The sequence below is a fragment of the Coriobacteriia bacterium genome (genome assembly GCA_018368455.1).
Lineage (GTDB): Bacteria > Actinomycetota > Coriobacteriia > Coriobacteriales > UMGS124 > JAGZEG01.
In genome coordinates this window covers 113,825-137,918 of record JAGZEG010000009.1, presented here as the reverse complement: position 1 = coordinate 137,918, position 24,094 = coordinate 113,825, and the positions used below count along the sequence as shown (strand labels likewise).

The window sequence follows — 24,094 nt, the reverse complement described above, 5'->3', positions numbered from 1 at the left end:
GGACGGGCCTTAGTAGAGCTTGGCGCCCGCCGGGATGGCGTCGTCAAGCATGAGCACGTTCAGACGCTCAGATGCCTCGTCGCCCTCGCCCTCAGCATGTACGGCGCTGAGGATCATGCCGCACGACTCGATGCCCATCATGGCGCGGGGCGGCAGGTTCGTGATGGCGACGAGCGTCTTGCCCACGAGATCCTCGGGCTCGTAGTACGCGTGGATGCCCGACAGGATCGTGCGGTCCGTGCCCGAGCCGTCATCGAGCGTGAAGCGCAGCAGCTTCTTGGACTTCTTCACGGCCTCGCACGCCTTGACCTTGACGGCGCGGAAGTCGGACTTGCTGAACGTCTCGAAGTCGACGAAGTCCTCGAACAGCGGCTCGACCCTGACGTTGGCCAGGTCGACCGTCGGCACCTTGTTGGGCGCATACGAGCTGGCAGCGGGTGCCGGGGCGGCCTCGGCGTCGGCCGTGGGCTCAGCAGAAGGAACGGAGACGGTCGGGGCGCCCTTCTCGGGGCGCATGTGCGGGAACAGCAGCACATCGCGGATGGACGGCTCGTTCGTCAGCAGCATGACGACGCGGTCGATGCCGATGCCGATGCCACCAGCCGGCGGCATACCGTACTCCAGAGCGCGCACGTAGTCGGCGTCGTACTGCATGGCCTCGTCGTCACCCGAGTCGCGCTCAGCGATCTCGGCACGGAAGCGCGCAGCCTGGTCGACGGGGTCGTTGAGCTCAGAGAACGCGTTGGCGTACTCGTGGCCTGCAATGACGAGCTCGAAGCGGTGCGTCAGGCGCGGGTCGCTCTCGTAGCGCTTGGCCAGCGGCGAGACCTCGACGGGGTAGTCGCACACGAACGTCGGATTGACGAGCGTCGGCTCGCCGATCTCGTCGTAGAGCTCGGCGATGAGCTTGCCGGCGCCCCACTCGGGCTTCGTCTCGATGCCGTTGGCGGCACACAGCTCGCGCAGGCGCTCGACCGGCGTGTCGAGGTCGACGTCCTCGCTCAGAGCGTTCGACACGACCTTCGTCATGGGGATAGACGGCCACGTGCCGGACAGGTCGATCGTCTGGCCCTGGTACTCGATCTTCTCACTGTCGTTGACGACGGCGTTGGCGGCCTTGATGACGCCCTCGGCCAGCTCCTTCATGCCCTCGAGGTCGCTGTAGGCGCAGTAGGCCTCCATCGTGGTGAACTCGGGGTTGTGCGTCAGGTCCATGCCCTCGTTGCGGAAGATGCGTCCCAGCTCGAACACGCGCTCGAAGCCGCCGACAAGCAGGCGCTTCAGGTGCAGCTCCGTGGCGATGCGCAGGTAGCACGCCTGGTTGAGCGCGTTGAAGTGAGTGATGAACGGCTTGGCCGTCGCGCCGCCCTGGATGGTCTGCAGGATGGGCGTCTCGACCTCCATGTAGCCGTCGGCCTCCATGTAGCGGCGGAAGGCCGACACGATGGCCGAGCGCTTGCGGAACGTCGCGCGCACGTCGTCGTTGACGATGAGGTCAACGTAGCGCTGGCGGTAGCGCGTCTCCTTGTCCGAGAGGCCGTGGAACTTCTCGGGCAGTGGGCGGATGCCCTTGGAGAGCAGCTTCACGCCCGTGGGCGCCACGGACAGCTCGCCGCGGCGCGTGCGCATGACGACGCCCGTCGCCTGCACGATGTCGCCCAGGTCGAGGTCGGCGACGTACGCCATGCCCTGCTCGCCCAGGTCGTCGATGCGGCAGAACAGCTGCAGCGAGCCCGTGGCGTCCTGGATGACGACGAAGGCGACCTTGCCCTGGCCGCGCTTTGCGCGGATGCGTCCGGCAACGGTCACGACATCGGCCGTGTCCGTGCCCGCCTCAAGCTCAGCGTAACGCGCCTGCAGGCCACTCACGTGGTCCGTGACGTCGCTGTGCTCGGGATAGGGCTCGCCGCCCGCGTCGATGATGGCCTGGCGCTTCGCCAGGCGCAGCGCTCGCTCGTCAGTCGTCGCGGGCACTTCGTCGGTGCGCGTGCTCTCGTCCTGCGCCATGGGTGCAGCCTTCCTCTTGTGCTCGAACGGGTCTCGCCGGTGTGGGCCCGTAGACGGATGCCCCGCCTCGGCGCGGTGCCGGGGCGGGGCCGTGCGTGCCGTGCTTTCTCGTTACTTCGTGTCGACGTCGACGATCGTGTACTTGAGCGTCTTGCCCGACGGCGAGAGGAACGAGACCTCCTCGCCCTTACGGTGGCCGAACAGCGCCTTGCCCATGGGCGACTCGTTGGAGATCTTGCCCTCCTTCGGGTCGGCCTCGGCGGTGCCGACGAGCGTGAACGTGCGCTCGCGGTTGTGGGCGTCCGTGACGGTGACCGTGTGGCCGAACGTGATGACGCCGCTGCGGCGGGGCGCCTCGACGACCGTGCAGTTGGCAAGCTGCTGCTTCAGCACGCTGATGCGCGACTCGTTTGCCGCCTGGTCGTCCTTGGCGTCGTCGTACTCAGAGTTCTCGGACAGGTCGCCGAAGTCACGCGCGACCTTGATCGCCTCGGTGATGCGCTCGCGCTCCTCGCCCTCGCGCCACTTGAGCTCGTCCTCGAGCTTCTGCTTGCCCTCTGCGGTCAGAACAATACCCTTGGTCTCCATCGAAAAATCCCCCGTTCGGTTCATGCGCGGCAGATTTCCTCTATACGCGCGAGATGCGTTTCGCATGCGTCCGCACGCTGCCCAGCGGTGGCGTGGCGCCGCCATGGCACGGCCCGCGCGTCACGCCACGACGGCGAGCGCGGGACCCCGATGTGAACGATGTGCGAAATGCGGTTGAGTGAACCCCTTGCTGTGCTCGACGCCAAGGGGCCCGCCACAGCGTAGTGTGGCTATACAGATGAGGGCGCCCCATACAACGGGCGCCCCGGTCGAGCCATAGCTGTCGTGCCCGTCATGCCGACACGGAGTGCATCGGGACGGTCACGTTACAATCGCGGCGCACGCCCGATTGCAGGGGGCGTGCGCCGCGCTCAGTGATCCGTGCTTTGAGGAGCGAGCCTACTCGGCGTCAGCGTCCTCGTCGGCCTTCTTCGCGCGGCGGGCCGTCGTGCTCGTCGTGCGCTTGCGGGGAGCGGCCTTCTTCTTGGGGGCCTCTTCCTCCTCCTCGACGTCGGCGTCCTCGTCCTCAACGTCGGCATCCTCGGCGTCGACAACCTCGACCTCGTCGATCTTCTTGTTGTCGTCCTCGTCGCTCATGCCCTTGCGGATGTTCTTGACCGTCTTGCCGAGCGAAGCGCCGAGCTTCGGCAGGTTCTTCGGGCCGAAGATCAGCAGGACGACGACCAGAATGATCAGGAGCTCAGGAACGCCAATGCCACCGATGATACCCATGTGAGAATCCTCCAATATCTTCGGCGGACGAGGGGTCGACAATAGGCAGCCCGCCGGTTTCCGGGACGGTAGTATAGTACCCCGCCCTCTGTTCCGTATACACACGCTTTCAAGACTTTTTCGAGGCGGAAGGGAAGAGTTTCATGGCGAGCTCACGAGAGCGTTCGCACTGGTAAACAGCCTATCCTCATCGAAAAACGCCCCGTTAACGCAAAAATGTGGGCCGCCTTGCGGCGACCCACATGTGCGACCAAAACTGGTCGGGTCGGCGGGATTTGAACCCACGACTTCTGCGTCCCGAACGCAGCGCTCTACCAAGCTGAGCCACGACCCGGCGAGGGAGAATACTAGACGAGTCCCCTGCCGAATGCAAATGGTTTGGACGAGATTCTCGAAAAGTTCCGAGACGATCGCGGGAAATTCACGAACGGCGCCATCCTACGAGGGCAGCGTCTCCGTAGCGCAGGCCCACAGCCCCCGAGCTGAGGCGCGCTCAGCCACCTTGCAAGCGGCAGAGGCATCGGGCACGAACAGGGCGCAGCAAGCCCCGCTGCCGCACAGCAGGGGCTGAGCGAGGCCCTCGGGCTGCTCGTCGAGCCAGGCGAGCGTCCCTGCGACGAGCGGCTCTACGGTGCAGGCGGCCGGCTGCAGGTTGTTGGCGCATGCGGCGGCGATAGAGCTTGCGGAGACATCGGCATCCGAGCGGGGGCGGAGCAACGACAGCAGGTCATCCGCCGTGGGCACGGGCGTGCCGAACTCGTCAAACGCGCGATAAGCGGCCGGCGTCGAGACGCCGACAGGGGGCTTTACCAGCACGATGGGGAGCCGGGGCAGCGCCAAGCGCTCGATGAACGCGTCGCCGAGGTCGCCCATCAGGCACGTGCCACCATAGAGGAAGAACGGGACGTCGGCGCCAAGATCTCGCGCCACGTCGACGACGACCGGGTCGGTTGCGTCCAGCCCCCACAGCGCGGCGAGACATCGCAGCGTCGCCGCAGCGTCAGAGGAACCGCCCCCCAGGCCGGCCTGCGAGGGGATGCGCTTCTCGATGGCGATGTGCAGGAGGGATGCGCGACCCAGGGCCCTCGTCAGCGCGTCAGCCGCGCGATACGCCAGGTTGGCGCGAGGGTCGCCCACTGGGTCGGGCACGCACATCAGCTCGATACGAGGCTCCTCCCCCTGCGCCTGGTGCGTCAGCTCCTCGACGCACACGACGTCCGACAGGTCGAGCGGGCACATGATCGTCGTCACGCGATGGTAGCCGCGCCCGTCACGCTCCGAGGACACCCCCAACAGCAAGTTGATCTTGGCCGGCGCCAGAGTATGCGCCTTTCGGCCCTGTGGACTCGCGCTCAGCTGAACCGTCATGGCACTCATCCCTCCGCAAACGCAAGAGGGGCGCTCGCGGCGCCCCCTTACCGTCCCTCTGTGTGTGCGATGCGCCCTTGGCCTAGTTCTCCTCAGGCTCGAACAGCAGGTTGCCCGTCTTGGGGTCGGACAGGATGACCGCCCCCGTCAGCACGTCGACATACTGGTAGGACTGGCGCGCCTTGCGCCCACGGCGCTCGTCGACCTCGAGGATGAACAGCGAGTCGTGCGTCTGCAGCACCGTGCCGTCGCGCTCGACGACGCGCGAGCGACCCATGTTAGCGCGCACCCTGACTCGTGCCCCCGCCATGGCGGCGAGCTTCTCGTGAATCGCCTCCACCTTGTTTGTCGGCTCTTCTTCGTCCATCACAAACCTCCTGACACCGGGCAGACAGCCTCGTCATCCGATGGCCGTCGATGCGCAGTCACATATTTCCGTATCGTTCAAACGACGCAATTTATTGACTCTACCAAAATAATGCGAAGATCTGATGAGGCTCGCCCGCCGTATTCACTGCCAGCGAAACGCGCGACGCCCATGAAAAAGGGCGACGGCCCGGACCTCGCCCGGAACCGCCGCCCTCTGGCATTGCTATTTAAGACGAGCTACTCAGTCGCGCCGACGTAGCCATTGGGGTTGGACGACTGCCAGCGCCAGGAGTCCTCGCACATGCGGTCGATGTCGTAGAGTGCCTTCCAGCCCATGAGGCGCTCCGCCTTGCTCGCGTCGCAGTACGTCTCGGCGATGTCGCCGTCGCGGCGGGGCTTGATCTCGTAGGGCAGCTGCTTGCCGCAGGCGCGCTCGAAGGCGTGGATGACGTCAAGCACGCTGTAGCCGTGGCCCGTGCCCAGGTTGAACACGTGGACGCCCGTCTTACCCGCCATGTAGTCGAGCGCACTCACGTGGCCACGCGCCAGGTCGACGACGTGGATGTAGTCGCGCACGCCCGTGCCGTCCGGCGTGGGATAGTCGTCGCCGAACACGTTGATGTGGTCGAGCTTGCCGGCCGCCACCTGCGCCACGTAGGGCACGAGGTTGTTCGGGATACCCTTGGGGTCCTCGCCGATGAGGCCACTCTCGTGCGCGCCGATCGGGTTGAAGTAGCGCAGCAGCATGACGTTCCAGCTGTCGTCGGCCGTGAAGAGGTCGCGCAGCATCTGCTCGTTCATCGTCTTCGTGCGACCGTAAGGATTCGTGGCCGGCTTGAGCGGCGACTCCTCCGTCACGGGCACGACGTCGGGCTGGCCGTACACCGTGGCCGACGACGAGAACACGATGTTGCGGACGCCGTGGTCGCGCATGGCGCGGGCGACCTGCAGCGTGCCGCCGAGGTTGTTCATGTAGTACTCGATGGGCTTGTGCACGGACTCGCCCACTGCCTTGAACGCGGCGAAGTGGATAACGGCCGTGATGGGGTGCTCCTCGAATATGCGGTCAAGGAGGGCCCCGTCATTGACGTCGCCCTGGTAGAAGGCGCGAACCTTCTTGCCCGTGATGCGCTCGACGCGCTTGAGCGCCACCTCGCTGGCGTTGGAGAGGTCGTCGACGACAACGACCTCGTAGCCGGCGTTGAGCAGCTCGACGCACGTATGGCTGCCGATGAAGCCGGCGCCGCCTGTGACGAGAATGCAGCCCTTGGAGCAGGTGTCACATGCCATGGTGTCTCCCATCTGGGGTGGTCTGGATGCACCCGCTCGAAACGGCGAGGATGCAGCGTGGTCGTTCGGGACGTCTCTCCTATGGTAGCGCAAACGGGTCGCCGCCATCGGATCGCCACGCGTCGGCGGCCTTCCCTGACGAGAGCCTTACACGGGAGTCCGCGAGCCTGCGGGCATGGCCAGCGCCCCCACGCGGCGCTCCAGAGCGGCGAGGCCGGCAGAGGCGCACAACGTCACGGCCGGGCCGAAGCAGTAGAGGTAGCGCGCCCGACACTCGAAGATGAGCAGGTAGAGCATCAGGCCGAGCACGGCAAGCATCGCGGCAAGCACAAGCGGGTGGACAGTCCCTCGACGAGAAACCCCGCCGCGCTGCCTCCGCGCCGCCCGCGCCTCGGAGAGCCCGCCGAGCGCCGCCAGAACGAGCACGGCGCACCAGGCGATCTGGGCGAGCGTCTGAAACGAGCCGCGATCCGCACCCGCCTGCCACGCATCGCGGTAGAACAGGGAGCGCAGGGCGGAGCCGAGCGGGCCCCATTGCGGCAGGATCGCCTGGAAGAACCCGTCACCCGCCTCGCCCGCCCACAGGAACGTGCCGTCGCCAAAGCTGTAGAGCAGTTTGCTCGCGTAGAACGCGACGTTCTCGGCGAGGCTGCGGCTCGCGACACGCTCGACAGCGGCCGCCCGCTCCATGGACGAGCGCTCAGCGGGGTCGGCGACGGAGCGGGAGAAGTCGACGTCGGACTGCAAGAAGCTGCCCGTCGTCTCGCCGTTTTGCCCCATCATGAGGAAGTGGCTCATGCCCAGTGCCGCGCCCACCTCGTCGCCCGCCCCCATGGCGGCGCGCACGGAGGGTGCCACGACACCGAGCACGAGGCCCGCTGCCAGGACGAGACCGATCGCGCCCGCACCCGCAAGCCCCAGCCTAAAGCGCGCAGGCGCTGCCAGGCGCGCGACCCGTACGAGCGAGACGAGCGCGAGCGCCATGCAGACGATGAGCACCGTAGGCTTGATGAGGTAGCCGAGCAGGGCCGCGGCGCCCACCGCAAGCCAAAGCGCTCCGTGCCGCGCAAAGATGCTCGCCCCGCGTTCCAAAGGGACGTCGGGGCCCGTCGTCGCAAGCAGCCGCCCGCCCAGCCAGAGCACGAGCGCGACAAACAGAGCAGCATATGTGTCCGAATAGGGCACGCTGATCCAGGGAGACAGCGAAAACAACAGCGTGTAGAGGGCAAACGAGACGAACGCCACCGCATGAGAGCCGGTGAGACGCGCGACGAGCAGGCACGTCAGCAACCCGCCGACGCTCACGCAGAGCGCTCCAAGCAGGCAGGCGACGTACAGGCCGTCCGTGCCGAGCAGCGCCCCGAGCCGGTAGCACCCGGCGAGCACGAACGTGAGCAGCGCGTTGTTGGGATAGATGTCCAGATACCCGACGACCCACTCGTTGACGTCGCTGCCATAGAAGGCGTCGGCGGGCAGGCCCGACGCCTTCCAGCGCGCGTACTCCAGGATCGTGCCCGCGTCCCAGCCGGGAACGGCGTAGAGGCTGCGCACGAGCACGAGCTGGGCGGCGAACACCAGCGCCGTCAGGGCGAGCATCACCGCACGAACGTCGCGCTTGGACAGCGGGGCACGTCGGCGAGCATGGCGCGCGCAGACGCAGGCGCAGCCCAGGGCGAGCGCGACGAGGGCCCCGAGGGCAACGCTCACGACCGAGGGCAGCGGGAAGTTCGCAGACGTGGAGGAGGGATCCGCCCCGTAGGAGGCTCCGTCGTTGACAAACGCCAGCAGGCCGAGGACGAGCAGCACGGCCACGAGAAACGCGCCCGCGGCGAGAAAGGCAAGCGCGGATGGCCGGCGGGAGGCGCTGGCGACCGTCGCAGGGGCAGGCATGCGCGTGGCTCCGTATGTCGGGTCGCCCTCGCCCACCTGTCCTCCCCCGTCGCGTCCTGGCATGCACACCATCATGCCCAGAGCCCGTGCCGCGCCTGCGATGTCCTACCGAGCTTCACCGATTCCGCAAGGGAGCCACGTCCGTCACCTCAGAGCCCCGTCGCCACGCGAATAGGCCGGTACGCCTCAACGAGCGCGTCCAGATGCCACGCGGCGTTGGCTGGGCTTGTCGAAGGGAGGCACACGGCCGGGATGCCCGTGGCCGGCTCGCACAGGCGGTGGTACAGCCGGTGGGCCGTGGCGCCTGTCGTGAACACGGCGCGGATCGGGGCGCGACTCAGGACGCGTCCGACGAGGTCGTTGGGCACGGGATCGGCTATGGAGGCGTCGGAGGCCCCGCGGATCTCGCAGCGCGCGAGCACGTCCCACAGCGCGAGCCGGTGGCGCAGGATGAGCTCGCGGCGTCCCTCCGTCGTCAGAGGGACGCTCGCCTCGTCGAACACGCGCGCCACCACCGGCCAGAAGCGGTTGCGCGGGTGCCCGTAGTAGAAGCCGGCGTCGCGGGAGGCTGGCGAGGGCATCGTCCCCAGGATGAGCACGCGCGCGCCAGGCGCCACGACGGGGTCGATGGCGTGCGTCACGACGTGCAGGCCCTGCGCAGGCCCCTCTGCCGCGGCTCGCTTATCTGCCATGGCGAGAGCGCCTCCCCCTGCCCGGGCGCTTAGCCGGCAGCGGGCTCAGCCGAGACATCACGCGGATGTGACGCAGCAGCGACGCGTAGCGGCTCTGCCCCCGGCCCATGACGGCGATGCGGCCGGGACGCCGGTCGCACGCATGCACGACAGGCCGGGACAGGCGCACCTCGTAGGCGATCTCCGCCAGCGTGCGTCGCGCCCGCTTCTTCTTGAGGCGGCACTCCCACACGACGAGCACCGTCCACCCCCGCTCGACGAGCTCGCGCGTGTTGCGCTCATCGCGCTGGCGGTTGCGCGCAAACTTCGCCTGCCAGAAGTCGACGTTGATCTTGGGGTTGCTCGGGTTGCAGTACGGGCAGCGGTGCCAGAAGCACCCGTGCACGAATATGGCGACGCGCCGCCCCGGAAACGCCACGTCGGGACGACCACAGGCGCGCTTGTACTGGATGCGATAGCCCGTGAGGCCGCGCGTGCGCAGGCCGGCGCGAACAAGCAGCTCAGGCTTGGTGTTCTTGCTCTTGTTGGCCTGCATGACGTGGCGCGTCGCCTCAGAGGCGGACGGCGGGGCAGGCGGAACGCGGACGTCGCCGGGTACCTCACCGGCAGGCGGATCGGGCCCGCCAGCGAGGGGCGTCTCTCCTAGCACGGAAGCCTCGATTAGCAGGCGGTGCCTAGGCGGCCTGCACGGGCTCGTCGGCAGCCGCGTCGGCAGGCGCCGCGTCGCCGGCAGAGGCACCGGTGTCAGGCGCCGCCGCAGCGCTGTCGGGCGTCGAGGAGGCCGAGGTCGCCGACAGCGTGTCAAGACCGCCGAGCAGGGCCTTCTGCAGCTCGCCAAGGTCGGCGGCCACCCACGAGTTGTCGCGCAGCTCATACGTGACGTCAACGCTGCTCGTCACCGTGCCGAGAGCGGGATCGTTCAGGGCGTTTTGCAGCTCGGTCGTCAGATACGCAAGAAACGCGTTGTCGTCGCCGTCCATCGACGTCAGCGTAGCGCGCCCCTCGGAGCTGGCAAGCGTGTCTGTCAGCGCGTTCTGATAGTTGACGAGCGCCGTGCCCAGATCTTTGTTCGTGATCGTGAGGTGAGCGACGGCCGTGCGCGCGTCCATGTCGACGTCGACGCCGTCTATGGTGTACGACAGACTCGAGAACAGCGGACCGTACACAGTGGCGGGATCGATGCCAGCGCCAGTGAGCTGCGAGGTGAACTCGGAGGAGAACAGCTGGCCCGCCGTGGAGGAGTCAAGCGAGGACAGCGTCTTCATGTCGGCGTCGATGCCACCGCGAATGGCCTGCTCGGCATCCTCGGCGCTCTGCTGCGAGCCACAGCCGGCAAGCGCAAGCGAGGCAACACACGCAAGGCAGGCAACCGCGAGCGCAAGCATGGCCCGACGGACGAAGCCGAGGGGGCGACGGGACAAGGTGGCCGAGGAAGACTTCATCTGAGGCGCTCCTTCCACGCGGCAGGCGCCCGCACGGGACGCAGGCCGCGGCTGATATCGTGTCCCTTAGCATAGCGGAGCCGCGAGGGGGAGACGCCCGGAATCGCCCCGGGGTCCCTAAGCTACCGACAACGCGCACGGCCCCGAGTCCGCGACCCTACCGCGCTCGCACCGCCCCAAGCGCCCCCTCCAGCATCTGCACGATGTCGAGCGGCGTCTCCAGACCAGCGCGCAGAACGAGGACGTCGACCGAGCCCGCGCGCGACACGGCACTGAGCTGGCTGCGATGCGTCAGGAGGGGCCGCTCCACCCCCTCGAGACACGCCAGCATGCCCGCGCGTCGGGCGGCGCGCAGAACGGTGCTGGCGTCCAGGCCCTCGGCGAGCCCAAACGACACGTGCAAGCCAAAGCCGTGCTCGAGCACGCGCCGGGCCGCGTCGTTAGCCGTATCGTCGGGCAAGCCGGGGTAGGACACCCACGCGACGTCAGGGTGCACAACGAGGAAGTGCGCGGCCGTCAGGGCCGCGTCGCAGCGGCGCTGCGTAGCGAGCGATAGCGTCGCCAGCCGCTCGCGCGCGACGGCGAGCCTCGTGTCACCTCCACGCTCTGGTGCGTCCCCGACCGCCACGCCCGCGCGATCGCACGCGCGGGCGAGCATCTCGTCCGTCCGCCCCACAAGGGCGCAGGCGTCCAGGCCCAGCCAGGGGCGCAGGTCCTCGACCGCCACGTCGAAGCCCATCTGCAGGGGACGGCACAGCCAGGGGTTCACGAGCGCGTCGTCAGCGATCAGCACGGCATCCGCGCCGCCCGGTTCGGCGCGCCGTTCCTTCGCGAGCTGGCGCAGCGGTGTCGCGCGCAGGCGGCCGTCGGCGCCGAGCTCGAGCGGCCGCGCCACAACGACGCCCGTGCTTCCATCCTCCGACGCGCCGACAAGACGGCGAGCAACCTCGGCGCCGTCGATGTGGCAGGCCCTCCCCCCGCAGAGGGCGGCGATTATCTCCTCGAGGCCTCGCGCGTCGCTCCGAGCCGCCTCGCCGCACTCGGAAGTGGCGATCGGTACCCCGGCCTCGCCCTCGTCTGGCAGCGGGGCAAAACCGACGCCCGCCCCGCACGCTATGGTGTCGAAGTGGTTCTCGGGACGCAGGGCCCCCACGTTAAGCTTGCTCATGGAACCGCCTTCCGGGCTCGTTGGCGGCGCGCCGTTTGCCGACGTCATCCGCACCGCCACATGTTCGGACATCTCGTAAGTTCAGGCATCTATACTAGCGGCATCATCGGCAAAGGGAGGCCGTCACGCCAGCCTCGCCAGGCGCCGGCATCGCACGATCGCGCAGATGCTCGCACCGCCCGAGCACGCCTCTCGCCCCCACGCCACCACGCTCGCCATCCCCACCGGAGGCACCATGCAGCCGTCCACTCCCTTCTCGCCCGCTCCCGTCGACCCCCCGGCAAGCACCCGACGCTCAGGCGTCAGCGTCGCGGACGAGCTCCGCGCCACCCTCGCCCGGCTCCGCTCGGTCAGCCCCGCAGCCTTCGGCATCCTCACCGGCCACGTCTGGATCTGGAACGCCGCGCACATCGCCAGCGCGAGCTTCCCTGGCCAGAACTCGGGCGTGTGGCTCTACGGCGCGCTCTCGCTCGTCGCCCTCGTCATCGCCGGGCTTGCCCTCGCCTGGGGCCCGCGTCTCACCGAGTCGCTGTGCCGCAGGCTCGACTGGCCGCTCGCCGTCTTCATGGCGGCCGCCACCGTGCTGATGTGTGTGCCGCTCCCCCTGCCCGTCGGCATGCAGGTGGGGCTCGGAGGGGCGCTCTGTGGCGTCGGCATGGCCTGGATGTACCTGCAGTGGGCGTTCTTCTACGGCAGGCTCGACACGCAGACCATCATCCTGTGCGTGTTCGGCGCCATGCTGTTCGGTAGCATCGTCAAGTTCCCGCTCGACCTGCTCGGAACCGTGGCGGGCACCGTCGCGTGCGTCGCGCTGTGCCTGGCCTCCCCCGCCCTGCTGCGCGTCGCGACGGCCCACGCGCCCGCCTGCGCCGAGCCCTCGACGGACAACCCCGCCACGTCGTACGCGAGCCTTCGCGACCTGCGGCCCCTGCTGCGCACGCTGTGCGGTATCGCGGCGTATGGCGTCGTTATCGGCATCATGCAGTCCATGCGCGTCGAGGCCGCCTACACGCCGCAGTGGCTGCTGTCCCTCGTCCACCACGGGCTCGAGGTCGCCGCTGCGGCCGCCGTCCTGTGGTATGCGCTGGGCAGCACGCGACACGGCCTGCACTTCTCCGGCATGTGGCGAGCCGTCCTGCTGTTTACGGGCGCCGGCGTCATGGCGCTGCCCATCGTGGGGCCCATGCTGTCGGGCTGGGCGCTCGTCGCCGTGGCCGTGGGGCAGACGTTGCTCGTCATGCTCCTGTGGGCCATGCTCGCCGATGTAGCACACCACAGCACGCTCAACCCGCTTGTCATATTCGGCGGGGGCTGGACGGCCTACTGCCTGTCGTTCCCGATCGGCCAGCTCGTCGGCGGGCTGCTCAACGACCTCGGCTCGGGCGAAGAGTACGTCGGGCTCATCGTGTACCTGCTCGCGCTGGCAACCGTCTTTCTGCTGGGTGAGCGCGACTTCTCCCAGAAGCGCGTGTTCGGCGACCTCGACGAGCCGCCGATCCCCCCGTCCATGGGCGACGCCGTGCGCACCGCCTGCGACGCCATCGGGGCGCAGAGCGAGCTGACGGAGCGCGAGACGGAGGTCATGTACCTCATCTGCATGGGGCGCAGCAAGGGCTACATCGCCGAGACGCTCTCCATCTCCGAGAACACGGTACGCAGCCACTCGCGCCACCTCTACAGCAAGCTGGACGTCCACTCGAAGCAGGAGCTGCTCGACCTCGTGCTCGCGCACGCCGAGGAGCGCGGGTAAAAAACTTTTTCTCCCGGCACGCAAAAATCTGGCGTCTCGCGCCTTGCAGAAAAGCCGTCCAAACGACCCGTCGCGGGGTGGGGCGAGGCTCGAAATACCGCCCGAAACGCGGCATTTTCTCGTGCGCTCTGCCCCGTTCCGGAGCACCCCGCACCCTCAATAGCACGAAGGGTGTGATGCTCTGACCTGCGGTTTTCGCATTGTTCGTGCGAGTGCGGCTCTCAGCGGCCCGCGGCATAGTGGGAGTCGTTCAAGGCCACGTGCGGCACACGCCGCCCAGCGCGGCGCACGCCGCAGGCCCACGAGGAGATGCACCCGCACACCGCGGGGCACCCACGAAAGGAGCTCTCGCATGCTCGACACCATCAACGCCTCCCGTCGTCAGTTCGTCGCCGGTGCCGCCGCCCTCGGCCTGGCCACCGCCTTCGCCGGTGCCTCCGTGGCCCGCGCCACCGAGTCCGCGGCCGCTGACAGCGCCTCCAGCATCGCCGACGGCACGTACGAGGCGTCCGCGACGGGCCGCAACGGCGCTGTCGACATGACGGCCACGTTCAAGGGCGGCAAGCTCGTCACGATCACGACGACGAGCGACGAGTCCAAGAACATCGGCGACGCCGCCATCGAGCTGCTCACCCAGCGCGCAATCGAGTCGCAGTGCCTCAACCTCGACTCCATCACCGGCGCCACGCTGACGTCCTTCGCGTTCAAGAGCGCCCTCGAGGACATCTACACGCAGGCCGGCGCCGACGTGAAGGCCCTCTCCGAGGCCGAGACCGGCCTTGAGCCCGCTCCCGCCATCGAGGAGGAGTGCGACGTCCTCATCGTCGGCATGGGCGGCGCGGGCCTGGCCGCTGCCGTGAGCGCAGCCGAGGCCGGTGCCTCCGTCATCATGCTCGACAAGATGGACATCTACGGCGGCAACACGAACTGCGGCGAGGGCACGTTCAACTCGCCCGACCCCGAGCGTCAGGAGCCCATGGGCATCGAGGACTCCGCCGACAAGTTCTACACGGACACGTTTGAGGGCGGCGACGAGACGGCCGATCCCGAGCTCGTCCGCGTCCTCGCCGACAACGCCCTCGACGGCATCCACTGGATGGAGGCCCACGGCCTGGTCTTCAACGACGAGGTGTTCACGGCCATCGGCGGCAAGTGGCAGCGCGGCCACTCCGTCAAGGTCCAGAAGAACGGCCAGCAGGGCGGCGCTTACTACGTCAGCTGCCTGCTTGACAACGCCACGCGTCTCGGCGCCAAGTACTACACCGACGCCAAGGTCGAGGCTCTGACGACCGACGCCGACGGCAACGTGACGGGCGTCACCGGCAGCCGCGTCTCCAGCGGCAACCCCATCACGATCACGGCGAAGTCCGTCGTCATGACGACGGGTGGCTATGCCCGCAACCCGCAGCTCGCCATGGAGTACGACAAGCGCGTGACCGAGACGATGCCCTCCTCGTGCAACATCAGCGCCACGGGCGACGCCATCCCCATGGCCCAGGCCATCGGCGCTGGCCTCAAGAACATGGAGCTCGTCCAGATCCACCCGCTCGGCGACCCGCAGAACGGCGGCGTGGCCACGTTCGTCGGCAACTGGCTCGGCGTCGAGGACTACGTCATGGTCAACGACGAGGCCAAGCGCTTCACCGCTGAGGACGGCCGCCGCGACGAGATCGCCAACGCCATCCTCGAGCAGACGAACGACGAGATGTGGCTCATCGTCGACTCGACGGACATCACCGAGGACCGTCTCGACCAGATCGCCGACCTCGTGGCGACGGGCCACAGCTTCCAGGCTGACTCCATCGAGGACCTCGCCAGCCAGATCGAGGTTGACCCCGCGACGCTCGTCGAGACGATCGACGGCTACAACGCCGTCATCGACGCTGGCCAGGACACGATGGTCGACCCCGGCAAACAGCTGCTCGGCGACAAGGTCGAGGACGGCCCGTTCTATGCCTCCAAGCGCATCCCCACGATTCACTACACGATGGGCGGCCTGGCCATCAACACCGAGGCTCAGGTGACGAAGGAGGACGGCACGCCGATCGCCAACTTCTTCGCAGCTGGCGAGTGCACGGGCGGCGTCCAGGGCGCCAACCGTCTGGGCGGCAACTCCTTCACGGACATCATTGTCTTCGGCCGCATCGCCGGCCAGAGCGCCGCTGCCAACGCCCTGGCGTAAGGTAAGGCTCGTAACGGGGGCTCCCCGCCCCTAAACGCTTTCGCTCGTATCAGCACCCCGCAAGGATACCTTGGGTAACTTGCGGGGTGCTGTGGCATACTTGCCCCCTAATGGATGGCATGGGGGAGTAGCTTGCGCGCAACCCAGCGCGATCGCCTGTCAACATAGTGGCCTCTTGCCGCACTCGGTGCGGCCCGTAGGACCTGGCGGCGACGTACGAAGCGAGACTCATGCATAGCGAGGCGCGTGCCTGGTCGGCGCGTGCGGGCTATGCATCGAGCCTCGCTTTTTTGTGGACTGCGGACGCCGTCGGGGCGCCGCGCTGAGGAGAGGATGCGCCGTGGGTATTGCCGAGATTCTGTTGCTGGGACTGGCGCTCAGCATGGACGCGTTTGCCGTCACCATCTCGAACTCGTTCGTCTACCAGCACGAGTCGCGGGCGCGGCTCATGCTGATGCCCCTGTTCTTCGGCGTGTTCCAGGGCGCCATGCCGCTGCTCGGCTTCTTCCTCGGCACGTTTGCCGCAGGCTTCATCGAGCGCTTCGCCGGCATCATCTCGTTCGTCATCCTGGGCTTCATCGGCGGCAACATGATATTCGAGGGCATCAAAGCCATCCGCGGCGGCTCAGACGAGGATCACGACGCCATCGCCCAGAAGCGCCTGACGCTGCCCACCGTCTTCATGCAGGCAATCGCCACGTCCATCGACGCGTTCGCCGTCGGCGTGAGCCTGCTGGCCGCCGGCGCCAACATCGCCGTGGCCTCCCCCGTCATCGCTGTCACGACGTTCGCCTGCTGCGTCGTCGCGCTGTTCGTGGGCAAGCGCTTCGGCAGCCTGCTCGGCGACCGCGCCCAGATCGTCGGCGGCGTCGTGCTTGTGTGCATCGGCCTGAAGGCTCTGTTCTCCTAGGGGGCGCGCCCGCGCCGGCTCGCCGTCAGCTCGCATTTCCGGAAGTGCGAGCTGAGGAAAGTCTCTTTTGCGGAGGACGGCGCTCATTCGGCAACAATCAGGCGTCTTTCCGTCGCTTAATGCGCATAGCGTGCAATAAAGAGAAATGGTTTAGCTCGCACTTCCGGAAACGAGTAGGGGCGCTTGCAAACGCAAGCGTACGCAAAAGGGGCGCCGCCTCCTCTTGGAAGCGGCGCCCCTGGCGTTGCGTATGCGGGCGAGCCGAGCTCCTAGTCGAGGTCGTCGACGGAGCTGGCGTCGATCTGGGCGCCGTAGGGCGTCGCGGCGTGGCCGCCGGCCATCATGCTGCGCGGGATGACCGTAGCAGCCGTGGCCTCGGAGCCAGAGGGCGCCGAAGAGAGCATCGCGCTCGGGAAGTTCGTCTGGGCAGCGTCCATGAACTTCTGGATGAGCGCCATGTAGTCGGCGCGGAACTGCTCGCGCGACTTCTTGAGGCGCTCGATCTCGTCGAGCTCGGCCTGCTTCTCGTCGAGCGCCTGGCGGATGACCTTGCGTGCCTGGCCCTCGGCCTCGCTGCGCACGCGCTCGGCGTTGTTCTTGGCGTCGTTGACGATGCGCTCGGCCGTCTGCTGGGCGGCGATAAGGGCGGCAGAAAGCTGCTCCTCCGTGGCGGCGTACGCGCTGGACTTGCCCGTCTGGATGGGCTGAGCGGGCACGGCGGCAGCGGCAGCGGCAGCCTGGGACTGCGCGTTGGCGGCGGCGGCCTTCGCAGCGTCGAGCTGGTTGACGAGCTCGGCGTTCTTGGCCTCGGCGTTGTTCAGGCGCGTCTTGAGGTCGGCAATCTTGCGCAGCATCGCGTCGATGTCACCCGAGATCTCCTCGAGGAACTCGTCGACCTTCGCAGGGTCGTAGCCGCGACGGGCCTCGGGGAACGTCTTCTGCTGAATGTCTGCGGGCGTAATGGGCATGGTACGTAACCTTCCTCGAATTGTAGGCCTGGCTCACACCGAACTGCCCGGCACATCCGCGCAGGCGGCTCGCGCACGAGCGGTGCGCGTCGGTTGCTAAAGTATAGCTACTATGACGGAGCTGAGCACTTGCAGCACAAGAATCGCGATAATCGGCGAGATGTCGATCATGCCGATAGTCGGGACGATTCGGCGAAAAAGCCCGAGGTAGGGCTCGCACAGCGACGCGAGCACGCTGCGGATATCCTCTATGATGCCCGACGTGCCACGCGGCAGCCAGCTCATGATGCAGTAGACCAGGATGAGCACAGAGTAGAACTGGATGACGGTGAGCAGGGCGTTCTGGAGCATGGGCATGCGTTAACCTCTCAGTACGCCCTGGCGTCGCAGGGCGGCGATGTCGGGATCCCCGATGGTGGTGCCGCGGGGCATGACGGCGTATACCCGGTCGTCGAGCTGCTCCATCTGCGCGCCCGTGCCACAGCACAGCCCGAACGAGAAATCCATGATGCGGCGGGCCACCTCGGCCGACGAGCCGCGCAGCACGAGCACGACGGGCTGGTGGTGCGAGATGACGCCCGCCGCGACCTGGGACACGTCGTCGTAGACGCGCGGACGCAGCACGATGGGCGTCGTGGGCAGCTTGAACGGCTCGACAGCGTCGCTCTCGGGAGCTGCGGGGCGAGGCTGAGGCGCAGGGCGATGCTCGGCAGCAGGCGTCGACGAGGGGCGCTCGCGCGGCGGTAGCGGTTCGGATGCCGGGCGTCGCGATGCAGGCGCCGCCGAGCGTGCCGAGTCGCTCGTGCGACGCGGGGCGGGGGCGTCGGAGCGTGCGGGCGCCGAGGCGGACGCGCGGCGCTCGCGACGGCGCGCGGCGAGCTCGGCCTCGAGGTCGTCGTTGCGCACGTCGATGTCGCGCCGGGGCTGGGCTGGGCCGGACGGGCGCACGACCTTGCCCGAGCCCGTGACGGACGGGCCGTCAACTGCAGCATGGGAGCGCCCGAGGCCGTCGTCGATGACACCGGAGACGTTGGCCGCGGCGACGCGAGCGCGCAAGCGGTCGGCAAACGGCTCCGTGCGCGGCGGCGTCGTGCGCGTACTGCGCCCGCCCTCGCGCTCGAACACCTGCACGCCGCCCTCGCTCGACAGGGGGCGCGGCGCAGCGGAACCCGCAGGAGCATTCTGCGAGAGGTATGGGGCCACGGCTCCCGTGCCCTGCGGGGCCCTCCCCTGGTTCGGTGCCGCAGGCCGCGGGCGACCCTGGGGGGCGCCGGCTGGACGGCCGGGCTGGCCCGGACGAGCAGCGGTAACGGGCGCGGGGCGCACGGCCTGCCCGACAGGGACAGGGGCCGCCTGCGGAGCGCGGGGCTGTCCGTAGCCCTGCGGGGCCCACGTCGCGCCTTGCAGCTCGGGCGGCACCTGCTGCGGGTGCTGCTGGGACTGGCCCTGGGACGCAGGAGCAGCCGGCGGGAGTACCTCCGTGCCCATGCCCATGCGCTCGAGTCCCTCGTCGGAATCGGGCAGCGTCGGTTCCTCGGGCTGAACGCCCGTAGCCACGAAATTGCCCGTATTGCTCAGCGGCTCAAAATCGACGTCGTCGGGGAAGCGTCCCTCGCGAAACGCGCGCTCGAACTCCTCTTCCTCCGCTTCGTCACTGTTCTTGAAGTGCGACTTCACTGAATTGAGAAAGCCCACGTCACTCACTACTCCTGCCTTGCGTATATGGCTGCGACGTGCGCAGGGGCATCAGTCCACGGGAAACGATGGGTCGAACGCGATGCGACCCAGTCGAACAATGGTAGCACCCTGGGCGACGGCCTCCTCGAAATCCTCGCTCATACCCATTGAAAGCTCAGAGGGCTTCGTAGCGTTTTCGCAGGTGAGGCACAGTTCGTCGCGCAGCTCGCGCAGTCCCGCAAACGTCGCGCGCGCCACGGCCGGCTCCGAGCGCGGCGCCATGGTCATGAAGCCGCGCACCTCGATGCCCGGCAGCGCGGCGAGCTCGTCGAAGCTCGCACGCACCTCGGCAACGGACATGCCAGATTTGCTCTGCTCCCCCGAGACGTTGACCTCGAGCAGCACGGGCTGGCGCATGCCGCGCGCGACGGCGCGCTGCGACACGGCGCGGGCGAGCTCGGGCGAAGCGATGGAGTGCACGAGCACAGGCGAGCAGGCGAGCACGTGGTTGATCTTGTTCGTCTGGAGGTTGCCGATCATGTGGAACGAAACGTCGGCAAACGACGGGTCGTCGGCGAGCAGGGCCAGCTTGCGCTCGAGCTCCTGCGGGCGGTTCTCGCCGAAGCACGTCCAGCCCGCCGCGCGGGCGGCCGCAACCTCGGGCACGTCGACCGTCTTGCTGACGGCCATGACGGTGACGCTCTTCGGGTCGCGGCCCGCCTCCTCCGCGGCATGCGCCACGTGCTCCATGATCCACGCGCGGCGCTCGCGCAGCTGCTCGCAGTAGGACTCGTCGTAAGGTATGGAAGCCATCGTCGTCTATCTCCTCTCCCCGTCCGCAGGCGCCGTCGCATGGGCGACGCCAGGACGCATGAACGCCAGCGCGCCGTGCCGCCCGGTCAGACCGTGCTCGGCGCGATGTGAGAAGAACCGGTCCGTAAGCGTGTACGTGTCCAGGTTGCAGTCGACAACGCGCTCCTCCGGCACGCCGACGCCCCTCAGCGACGCACGGATGCACGCCGTGAGGTCGAGGTGGCGCGGCGTCGGGATGACGCCCGAGCCGAAACGATCCGCGAACTGGGTGGCAAGCTCCTCGGACACCTCGTAGGACGCCGCAGAGATGTGCGGCCCGATGTAGGCCGCCACGTCCTCCGGAGCGCAACGCGCCTCCTCGACGAGAGCCCGTGCCGCGACGCGCGCTATCTCCCCGTACGTGCCACGCCAGCCGGAATGCGCCACGGCGAAGCCCCCGGGTGCCACGAGCACGACGGGTACGCAGTCGGCAAACACGAGCAGCGGCACGACGTTCGGCACCGTGCACACGACGGCATCGCAGCTCGTGCGCACCCAGTCGGGCACAGGTGCGGCAGCGTCGGTGATGCGCGCCACGTCGCAGCCGTGCACCTGCCCCGGCCGTACGATGGCATCGAGCAGGTCTTCTGCGCCCAGGGCAGCTAGCAGGCGCCTGCGGTTTTCGCGCACGTTGGCAGGGTCGTCCTGCGTGCTTCCACCCATGTTGAGAGAGGCGTACGGCACGGGCGACACGCCGCCGAGGCGCTCCGAGAAACAGAACGTGACCCCAGTACCCGCCGCGCTGCGATCGGTTACCAGGGCCACGCCGTTGTTCACGAGGCGCTCCGGTGTCTGGGGAATGACCTTGGACACGAGAAGCTCCTTTTTTGTCGTGCGATGCCGCGCGGAGCGGCCCCTCCTGGCGCGCTTAGAACTTGCTGCGCTTCAGGAAGTCCGGGATGTCGAACGAGTCGTTCGCCGGGGCGGCAGGACGGCTCGGCTGAGCGGCGGCAGAGCCCTGGCGCGGCGCGCCGAAGCCGCCGAACGGGCGCTGCTGGCCAGCGCCGTCCAGGTCGAGCTTCGACTGGTCCGAGGCGTCGCCGAAGCCCGTGGCGATGACCGTGATGCGCACGGTGTCGCCCAGGTTCTCGTCGATGACGGTGCCGAAGATGAGGTTGACGTCGGGCGACACGGCGTTGGCAACGATGCTCGCGGCGTCGGACACCTCGTGCAGGCCCAGGTCGGGGCCGCCGGCGATGGAGAGCAGCACGCGGTCGGCGCCGTCGAGCGAGGACTCGAGCAGACGCGAGGAGATGGCCTCGTTGGCGGCGTCCGTGGCGCGGTTGTCGCCCGTGCCAACGCCGATGCCCATCATGGCCGTGCCCGCGTCGCTCATGATCGTGCGAACGTCAGCGAAGTCGAGGTTGATGAGGCCAGGCACCGTGATGAGGTCCGTGATGCCCTGGATACCCTGACGCAGAACCTCGTCAGCCATCGTGAACGCGTCCATGAACGACAGCTTCTTGTCGGCGACGTCGAGCAGGCGATCGTTGGGGATCGTGATGAGCGTGTCGACGTTCTCCGTGAGGTGCTTGATGCCCTCGAGCGCGTTGCGACGGCGCACGGCGCCCTCGAACACGAACGGCTTCGTGACGACGCCGACCGTCAGCGCGCCCACGTCGTTCTTTGCGATGTCGGCCACGACCGGCGCGGCGCCCGTGCCGGTGCCGCCGCCCTCGCCCGCCGTAATGAACACCATGTCAGCGCCCTCGAGTGCGGCCTTGATCTGGTCGCGGCTCTCCTCGGCGGCCGACTGGCCCACCTCGGGGTTGGCGCCAGCGCCCAGGCCCTTCGTGAGGTCGGTGCCGATGTGCACCTTCGTGTCGGCGTCGGAGACGATGAGCGCCTGCGCGTCGGTGTTGATGGCGACAAACTCGACGCCCTGGACACCGGCCTCGATCATGCGGTTCACGGCGTTGCCGCCACCGCCGCCCACGCCTACGACCTTGATGACTGCCATGTAGTTGGAGCCGTCGCCCTGCACGTCGTACATCGTCTGTGACCTCCGTTGCTGCCGCTGACCGTGCCCGCCGGGCACCCGGACCTCCCGCCGCCCGGCGAAAACCCTGAGGGAGCCGTCGAGACTGGGGCGTTTATCTAACCGTTCACTTCAACGTTATATGTCCTGCTAAACGCCTTATGGTTGCACAGCGAGATGAGACTTGTCAACGAATCTGCAGGTGCAGGCCCCATGTTGTGGGAGACTTCACCGCCCCGCCACGCGAGGCACATCGGCCGCCCTACCCGTCGAGTCCGCGCCAGGACGGCGTCGCCGGCGTACGGACGTTGATGTACGTGACCTGACCAGCGTGCTCGCTCAGCAGCTGGAGTATGACGCGTTCCTTCGACTCGATGTCCACCGGCGCGCCCACAGAGACTTCGACGCCGTCCGTCAGGACGAACGAGATGCTCTGGGTGCTCGCCGCCGTGGCCGAGGCGATGCGCGAGCGCATGTCGTCGGAGAACGTCGTGCAGTACGACAGCACGCCTTGCACGGCGGCGTCCGCGCAGACGGTGCCCGCCTGGGGGACGACCGTCGCCGCAACGTCGCCCACGAACACGAGCCCGGCGGCGCTGGCCGCCTGGCGTGCCTGGTCGGAAGGGGACGCGACACCGTTGTCCGCCGTGGCCTCTTGCATGGCGTACGGCTCGAGCCAGTGGCCGTCAGACGAGATCCACCACGCCTCCAGGCCGCTGCTCATCATGACGAGGGCGGCGCGCGTGCGCTCCGTGACCGTAATGGTGAGCTGACTGGGGAACTGCCGCGTGACGCTGACCGACGCGACCCAGGGGTTCTTCTCGATGCGCTCAATGATGTCGTGCTCGCTGACGTTGAACAGCGTCGAGCCCTCGGGGACGGCGGCGAGCTCGGAGATGGCTTGGCTCGTGACGTGCTCCGTCGGCGTCGCCTCTATCGTGCGGATCATGAACAGCGGGGAGTACATGACGACGAGATAGAGAACGAGCACCGTCGCGATGAGCACGACGCTCAGCACGAGGCCGCGCACCGTTCGGTTGTAGACGGCCGTGCGCGGGTTGACCTCCCGGCGCCCCCGACCGGCACGACCGCCGCGCGCGGAGGGGCGGGCGTCGTACGGGCTCGACTCGAACGCCTCCGGACGCACGGTCGTGACGCCCGACCAGGCGGACGAGCCCGCCTGCGACCGGCGTCGAGACGACGAAGGACGCCCCGACGAGGAGCGTGGACGCGCGCCGGCATCGCCCGCGCCCGAGCGGAGCGCGTCCGTGTGCGCGGACGCCTCCCTAGGACGGGAAGCCGAGGAACTTGATCTCCGGCCTGAGTTCGATGCCATAGCGCTGCCTCACCTTAGAGAGTACGGTCACGATGAGCCGAGAAACGTCGGCGGCCGTCGCGCCACCGAGGTTCACGACATGGTTGGCGCCGCCGGGCGACACCTGGGCCCGCCCCCGCGTGAGGCCCGCGCAGCCGCAGCCCTCGATGAGCTCGGCCGCCGTGCGCACGACGCCGTCGGGGCAGGGGTCGGCCGGGTCGGCGAATATGGCGCCCGCCGTCACCTTCCCCAGCGGAGAGCGCTCGCGACGCCGGGCCAGCGCGCCCTCCATGGCGCGTTTCGCACGGTCCGCCTCGCCCCCCGTCAGCTGAAGGCCCACCTCGAGGACGATCTCACGGGGCGGGATGTCCGAGCAGCTGCGGTACCACCCGATCTCGGAGCCCTCGTAGCGCACGAGGCCTTCGCCCGGGCGAAACGTCACGACCTCGTCGACGAGCTGGCCCAGATATCGCTCGCCGTCCGTCGCGTTCATCGACACGGCGCCCCCGACGGTGCCGGGAATGCCCACCGCAAACTCGAGCCCCGCGAGGCCGCGCGTGAACGCCTCCTGCACGACGCGCTGCAACATGGTCGCCGCGCCGACGTGCATGCGCTCCTCGTCGTCGAACAGGAAGCGACGGAACTCGCGGCCGAGCGTGATGACGGCGCCGTCGTAGCCCTCGTCCGAGGCGATGACGCTGCACCCGCGGCCCATGATGACCCACGGCACGCCCTCCTCGCGCAGGACATCCGTCGCCAGGCGCAGCGAGCCGTACGAGTCGCACGTCACGAACAGCGACGCCGGCCCGCCCGTGCGCAGCGACGTGTGGCGCGCCATGCGCTCCTGCGCGACGACGCCGCCGGCTATGGCGCCCGACAGGCGGGCGTATGCATCCGAGACGCTCATCGCGGCCGC

General features: G+C 68.2%; 21 protein-coding genes and 1 tRNA gene. 3 read left to right on the top strand and 19 right to left on the bottom strand.

The genetic code is table 11. From position 1 onward, the window contains the following. Window positions 1-9 precede the first annotated feature (9 nt). From lysS to KHZ24_07320, 11 genes are all read right to left on the bottom strand, one after another. Window positions 10-2,007, bottom strand: coding sequence for a lysine--tRNA ligase (lysS, locus tag KHZ24_07370; protein MBS5451014.1), 1,998 nt, complete (start codon window positions 2,005-2,007; stop codon window positions 10-12). Between the two features lie 111 nt (window positions 2,008-2,118). Next, the gene (gene greA / locus KHZ24_07365; protein MBS5451013.1) at window positions 2,119-2,595 is read right to left on the bottom strand and encodes a transcription elongation factor GreA; all 477 of its coding nucleotides are present in this window, start codon (window positions 2,593-2,595) and stop codon (window positions 2,119-2,121) included. A gap of 399 nt (window positions 2,596-2,994) precedes the next feature. Further along, window positions 2,995-3,327: a twin-arginine translocase TatA/TatE family subunit gene (tatA, locus tag KHZ24_07360; GenBank protein ID MBS5451012.1), complete on the bottom strand. Its 333-nt coding sequence runs from the start codon at window positions 3,325-3,327 to the stop codon at window positions 2,995-2,997. A gap of 257 nt (window positions 3,328-3,584) precedes the next feature. After that, window positions 3,585-3,661: transfer RNA gene (locus KHZ24_07355), tRNA-Pro, on the bottom strand. A gap of 104 nt (window positions 3,662-3,765) precedes the next feature. Then, the gene (locus KHZ24_07350) at window positions 3,766-4,695 is read right to left on the bottom strand and encodes a 4-(cytidine 5'-diphospho)-2-C-methyl-D-erythritol kinase (GenBank protein MBS5451011.1); all 930 of its coding nucleotides are present in this window, start codon (window positions 4,693-4,695) and stop codon (window positions 3,766-3,768) included. An 82-nt stretch (window positions 4,696-4,777) separates the two neighbouring features. After that, the gene (locus tag KHZ24_07345) at window positions 4,778-5,062 is read right to left on the bottom strand and encodes a Veg family protein (GenBank protein ID MBS5451010.1); all 285 of its coding nucleotides are present in this window, start codon (window positions 5,060-5,062) and stop codon (window positions 4,778-4,780) included. A gap of 239 nt (window positions 5,063-5,301) precedes the next feature. After that, window positions 5,302-6,354: a UDP-glucose 4-epimerase GalE gene (gene galE, locus KHZ24_07340; GenBank protein MBS5451009.1), complete on the bottom strand. Its 1,053-nt coding sequence runs from the start codon at window positions 6,352-6,354 to the stop codon at window positions 5,302-5,304. A 147-nt stretch (window positions 6,355-6,501) separates the two neighbouring features. Then, window positions 6,502-8,319, bottom strand: a complete 1,818-nt coding sequence (locus tag KHZ24_07335; GenBank protein MBS5451008.1) for a hypothetical protein — start codon at window positions 8,317-8,319, stop codon at window positions 6,502-6,504. 74 nt (window positions 8,320-8,393) lie between these two features. Further along, entirely contained in the window at window positions 8,394-8,936 is a 543-nt protein-coding gene (locus tag KHZ24_07330) for a DNA-deoxyinosine glycosylase (protein MBS5451007.1), read from the bottom strand. Further along, window positions 8,926-9,810 carry a very short patch repair endonuclease gene (locus KHZ24_07325; GenBank protein ID MBS5451006.1) on the bottom strand — a complete coding sequence of 295 codons (885 nt, stop codon included), beginning with the start codon at window positions 9,808-9,810 and terminating at the stop codon, window positions 8,926-8,928. The genes KHZ24_07330 and KHZ24_07325 overlap by 11 nt, the downstream gene beginning before the upstream one ends. A gap of 725 nt (window positions 9,811-10,535) precedes the next feature. Further along, a complete protein-coding gene (locus tag KHZ24_07320; GenBank protein MBS5451005.1) occupies window positions 10,536-11,546 on the bottom strand; it encodes a PLP-dependent transferase in 1,011 nt (336 codons plus the stop codon). Between the two features lie 166 nt (window positions 11,547-11,712). Between KHZ24_07320 and KHZ24_07315 the strand changes: the two genes are divergently transcribed. The 3 genes from KHZ24_07315 to KHZ24_07305 all read left to right on the top strand — a co-directional run bounded on the left by KHZ24_07315 (window position 11,713) and on the right by KHZ24_07305 (window position 16,388). Then, window positions 11,713-13,296, top strand: coding sequence for a LuxR family transcriptional regulator (locus tag KHZ24_07315; GenBank protein MBS5451004.1), 1,584 nt, complete (start codon window positions 11,713-11,715; stop codon window positions 13,294-13,296). 352 nt (window positions 13,297-13,648) lie between these two features. After that, window positions 13,649-15,478 carry a flavocytochrome c gene (locus KHZ24_07310; protein MBS5451003.1) on the top strand — a complete coding sequence of 610 codons (1,830 nt, stop codon included), beginning with the start codon at window positions 13,649-13,651 and terminating at the stop codon, window positions 15,476-15,478. Between the two features lie 340 nt (window positions 15,479-15,818). Further along, window positions 15,819-16,388 carry a manganese efflux pump gene (locus KHZ24_07305; GenBank protein ID MBS5451002.1) on the top strand — a complete coding sequence of 190 codons (570 nt, stop codon included), beginning with the start codon at window positions 15,819-15,821 and terminating at the stop codon, window positions 16,386-16,388. Between the two features lie 269 nt (window positions 16,389-16,657). Here KHZ24_07305 and KHZ24_07300 read toward each other — a convergent pair whose 3' ends face one another. From KHZ24_07300 to murB, 8 genes are all read right to left on the bottom strand, one after another. Continuing rightward, entirely contained in the window at window positions 16,658-17,356 is a 699-nt protein-coding gene (locus KHZ24_07300; GenBank protein ID MBS5451001.1) for a DivIVA domain-containing protein, read from the bottom strand. A gap of 96 nt (window positions 17,357-17,452) precedes the next feature. Further along, window positions 17,453-17,713 (bottom strand): YggT family protein, encoded by a 261-nt coding sequence (locus KHZ24_07295; protein MBS5451000.1) that lies wholly within the window; start codon window positions 17,711-17,713, stop codon window positions 17,453-17,455. A 3-nt stretch (window positions 17,714-17,716) separates the two neighbouring features. Then, window positions 17,717-19,060: a cell division protein SepF gene (gene sepF / locus KHZ24_07290; protein ID MBS5450999.1), complete on the bottom strand. Its 1,344-nt coding sequence runs from the start codon at window positions 19,058-19,060 to the stop codon at window positions 17,717-17,719. 42 nt (window positions 19,061-19,102) lie between these two features. Next, a complete protein-coding gene (locus tag KHZ24_07285; GenBank protein ID MBS5450998.1) occupies window positions 19,103-19,846 on the bottom strand; it encodes a YggS family pyridoxal phosphate-dependent enzyme in 744 nt (247 codons plus the stop codon). 6 nt (window positions 19,847-19,852) lie between these two features. Beyond that, window positions 19,853-20,686 carry a laccase domain-containing protein gene (locus tag KHZ24_07280; protein MBS5450997.1) on the bottom strand — a complete coding sequence of 278 codons (834 nt, stop codon included), beginning with the start codon at window positions 20,684-20,686 and terminating at the stop codon, window positions 19,853-19,855. A gap of 67 nt (window positions 20,687-20,753) precedes the next feature. Then, the gene (gene ftsZ, locus KHZ24_07275) at window positions 20,754-21,878 is read right to left on the bottom strand and encodes a cell division protein FtsZ (GenBank protein MBS5450996.1); all 1,125 of its coding nucleotides are present in this window, start codon (window positions 21,876-21,878) and stop codon (window positions 20,754-20,756) included. A gap of 247 nt (window positions 21,879-22,125) precedes the next feature. Further along, complete coding sequence (locus KHZ24_07270) at window positions 22,126-23,199, bottom strand: FtsQ-type POTRA domain-containing protein (protein MBS5450995.1); 1,074 nt, start codon at window positions 23,197-23,199, stop codon at window positions 22,126-22,128. Further along, window positions 23,150-24,085, bottom strand: a complete 936-nt coding sequence (murB, locus tag KHZ24_07265) for a UDP-N-acetylmuramate dehydrogenase (GenBank protein ID MBS5450994.1) — start codon at window positions 24,083-24,085, stop codon at window positions 23,150-23,152. Before murB ends, KHZ24_07270 begins: the two co-directional genes overlap by 50 nt. Window positions 24,086-24,094: the final 9 nt, after the last annotated feature.

Excerpts from the sequence above, each read along its gene's own strand:
- lysS (MBS5451014.1), bottom strand. The coding sequence starts at position 2,007 with ATGGCGCAGGACGAGAGCACGCGCACCGACGAAGTGCCCGCGACGACT.
- greA (MBS5451013.1), bottom strand. The coding sequence starts at position 2,595 with ATGGAGACCAAGGGTATTGTTCTGACCGCAGAGGGCAAGCAGAAGCTC.
- tatA (MBS5451012.1), bottom strand. The coding sequence starts at position 3,327 with ATGGGTATCATCGGTGGCATTGGCGTTCCTGAGCTCCTGATCATTCTG.
- KHZ24_07350 (MBS5451011.1), bottom strand. The coding sequence starts at position 4,695 with ATGACGGTTCAGCTGAGCGCGAGTCCACAGGGCCGAAAGGCGCATACT.
- KHZ24_07345 (MBS5451010.1), bottom strand. The coding sequence starts at position 5,062 with ATGGACGAAGAAGAGCCGACAAACAAGGTGGAGGCGATTCACGAGAAG.
- galE (MBS5451009.1), bottom strand. The coding sequence starts at position 6,354 with ATGGCATGTGACACCTGCTCCAAGGGCTGCATTCTCGTCACAGGCGGC.
- KHZ24_07335 (MBS5451008.1), bottom strand. The coding sequence starts at position 8,319 with ATGATGGTGTGCATGCCAGGACGCGACGGGGGAGGACAGGTGGGCGAG.
- KHZ24_07330 (MBS5451007.1), bottom strand. The coding sequence starts at position 8,936 with ATGGCAGATAAGCGAGCCGCGGCAGAGGGGCCTGCGCAGGGCCTGCAC.
- KHZ24_07325 (MBS5451006.1), bottom strand. The coding sequence starts at position 9,810 with ATGAGCTGCGCGACAACTCGTGGGTGGCCGCCGACCTTGGCGAGCTGC.
- KHZ24_07320 (MBS5451005.1), bottom strand. The coding sequence starts at position 11,546 with ATGAGCAAGCTTAACGTGGGGGCCCTGCGTCCCGAGAACCACTTCGAC.
- KHZ24_07315 (MBS5451004.1), top strand. The coding sequence starts at position 11,713 with ATGCTCGCACCGCCCGAGCACGCCTCTCGCCCCCACGCCACCACGCTC.
- KHZ24_07310 (MBS5451003.1), top strand. The coding sequence starts at position 13,649 with ATGCTCGACACCATCAACGCCTCCCGTCGTCAGTTCGTCGCCGGTGCC.
- KHZ24_07300 (MBS5451001.1), bottom strand. The coding sequence starts at position 17,356 with ATGCCCATTACGCCCGCAGACATTCAGCAGAAGACGTTCCCCGAGGCC.
- KHZ24_07295 (MBS5451000.1), bottom strand. The coding sequence starts at position 17,713 with ATGCCCATGCTCCAGAACGCCCTGCTCACCGTCATCCAGTTCTACTCT.
- KHZ24_07285 (MBS5450998.1), bottom strand. The coding sequence starts at position 19,846 with ATGGCTTCCATACCTTACGACGAGTCCTACTGCGAGCAGCTGCGCGAG.
- ftsZ (MBS5450996.1), bottom strand. The coding sequence starts at position 21,878 with ATGTACGACGTGCAGGGCGACGGCTCCAACTACATGGCAGTCATCAAG.
- KHZ24_07270 (MBS5450995.1), bottom strand. The coding sequence starts at position 23,199 with ATGGCATCGAACTCAGGCCGGAGATCAAGTTCCTCGGCTTCCCGTCCT.
- murB (MBS5450994.1), bottom strand. The coding sequence starts at position 24,085 with ATGAGCGTCTCGGATGCATACGCCCGCCTGTCGGGCGCCATAGCCGGC.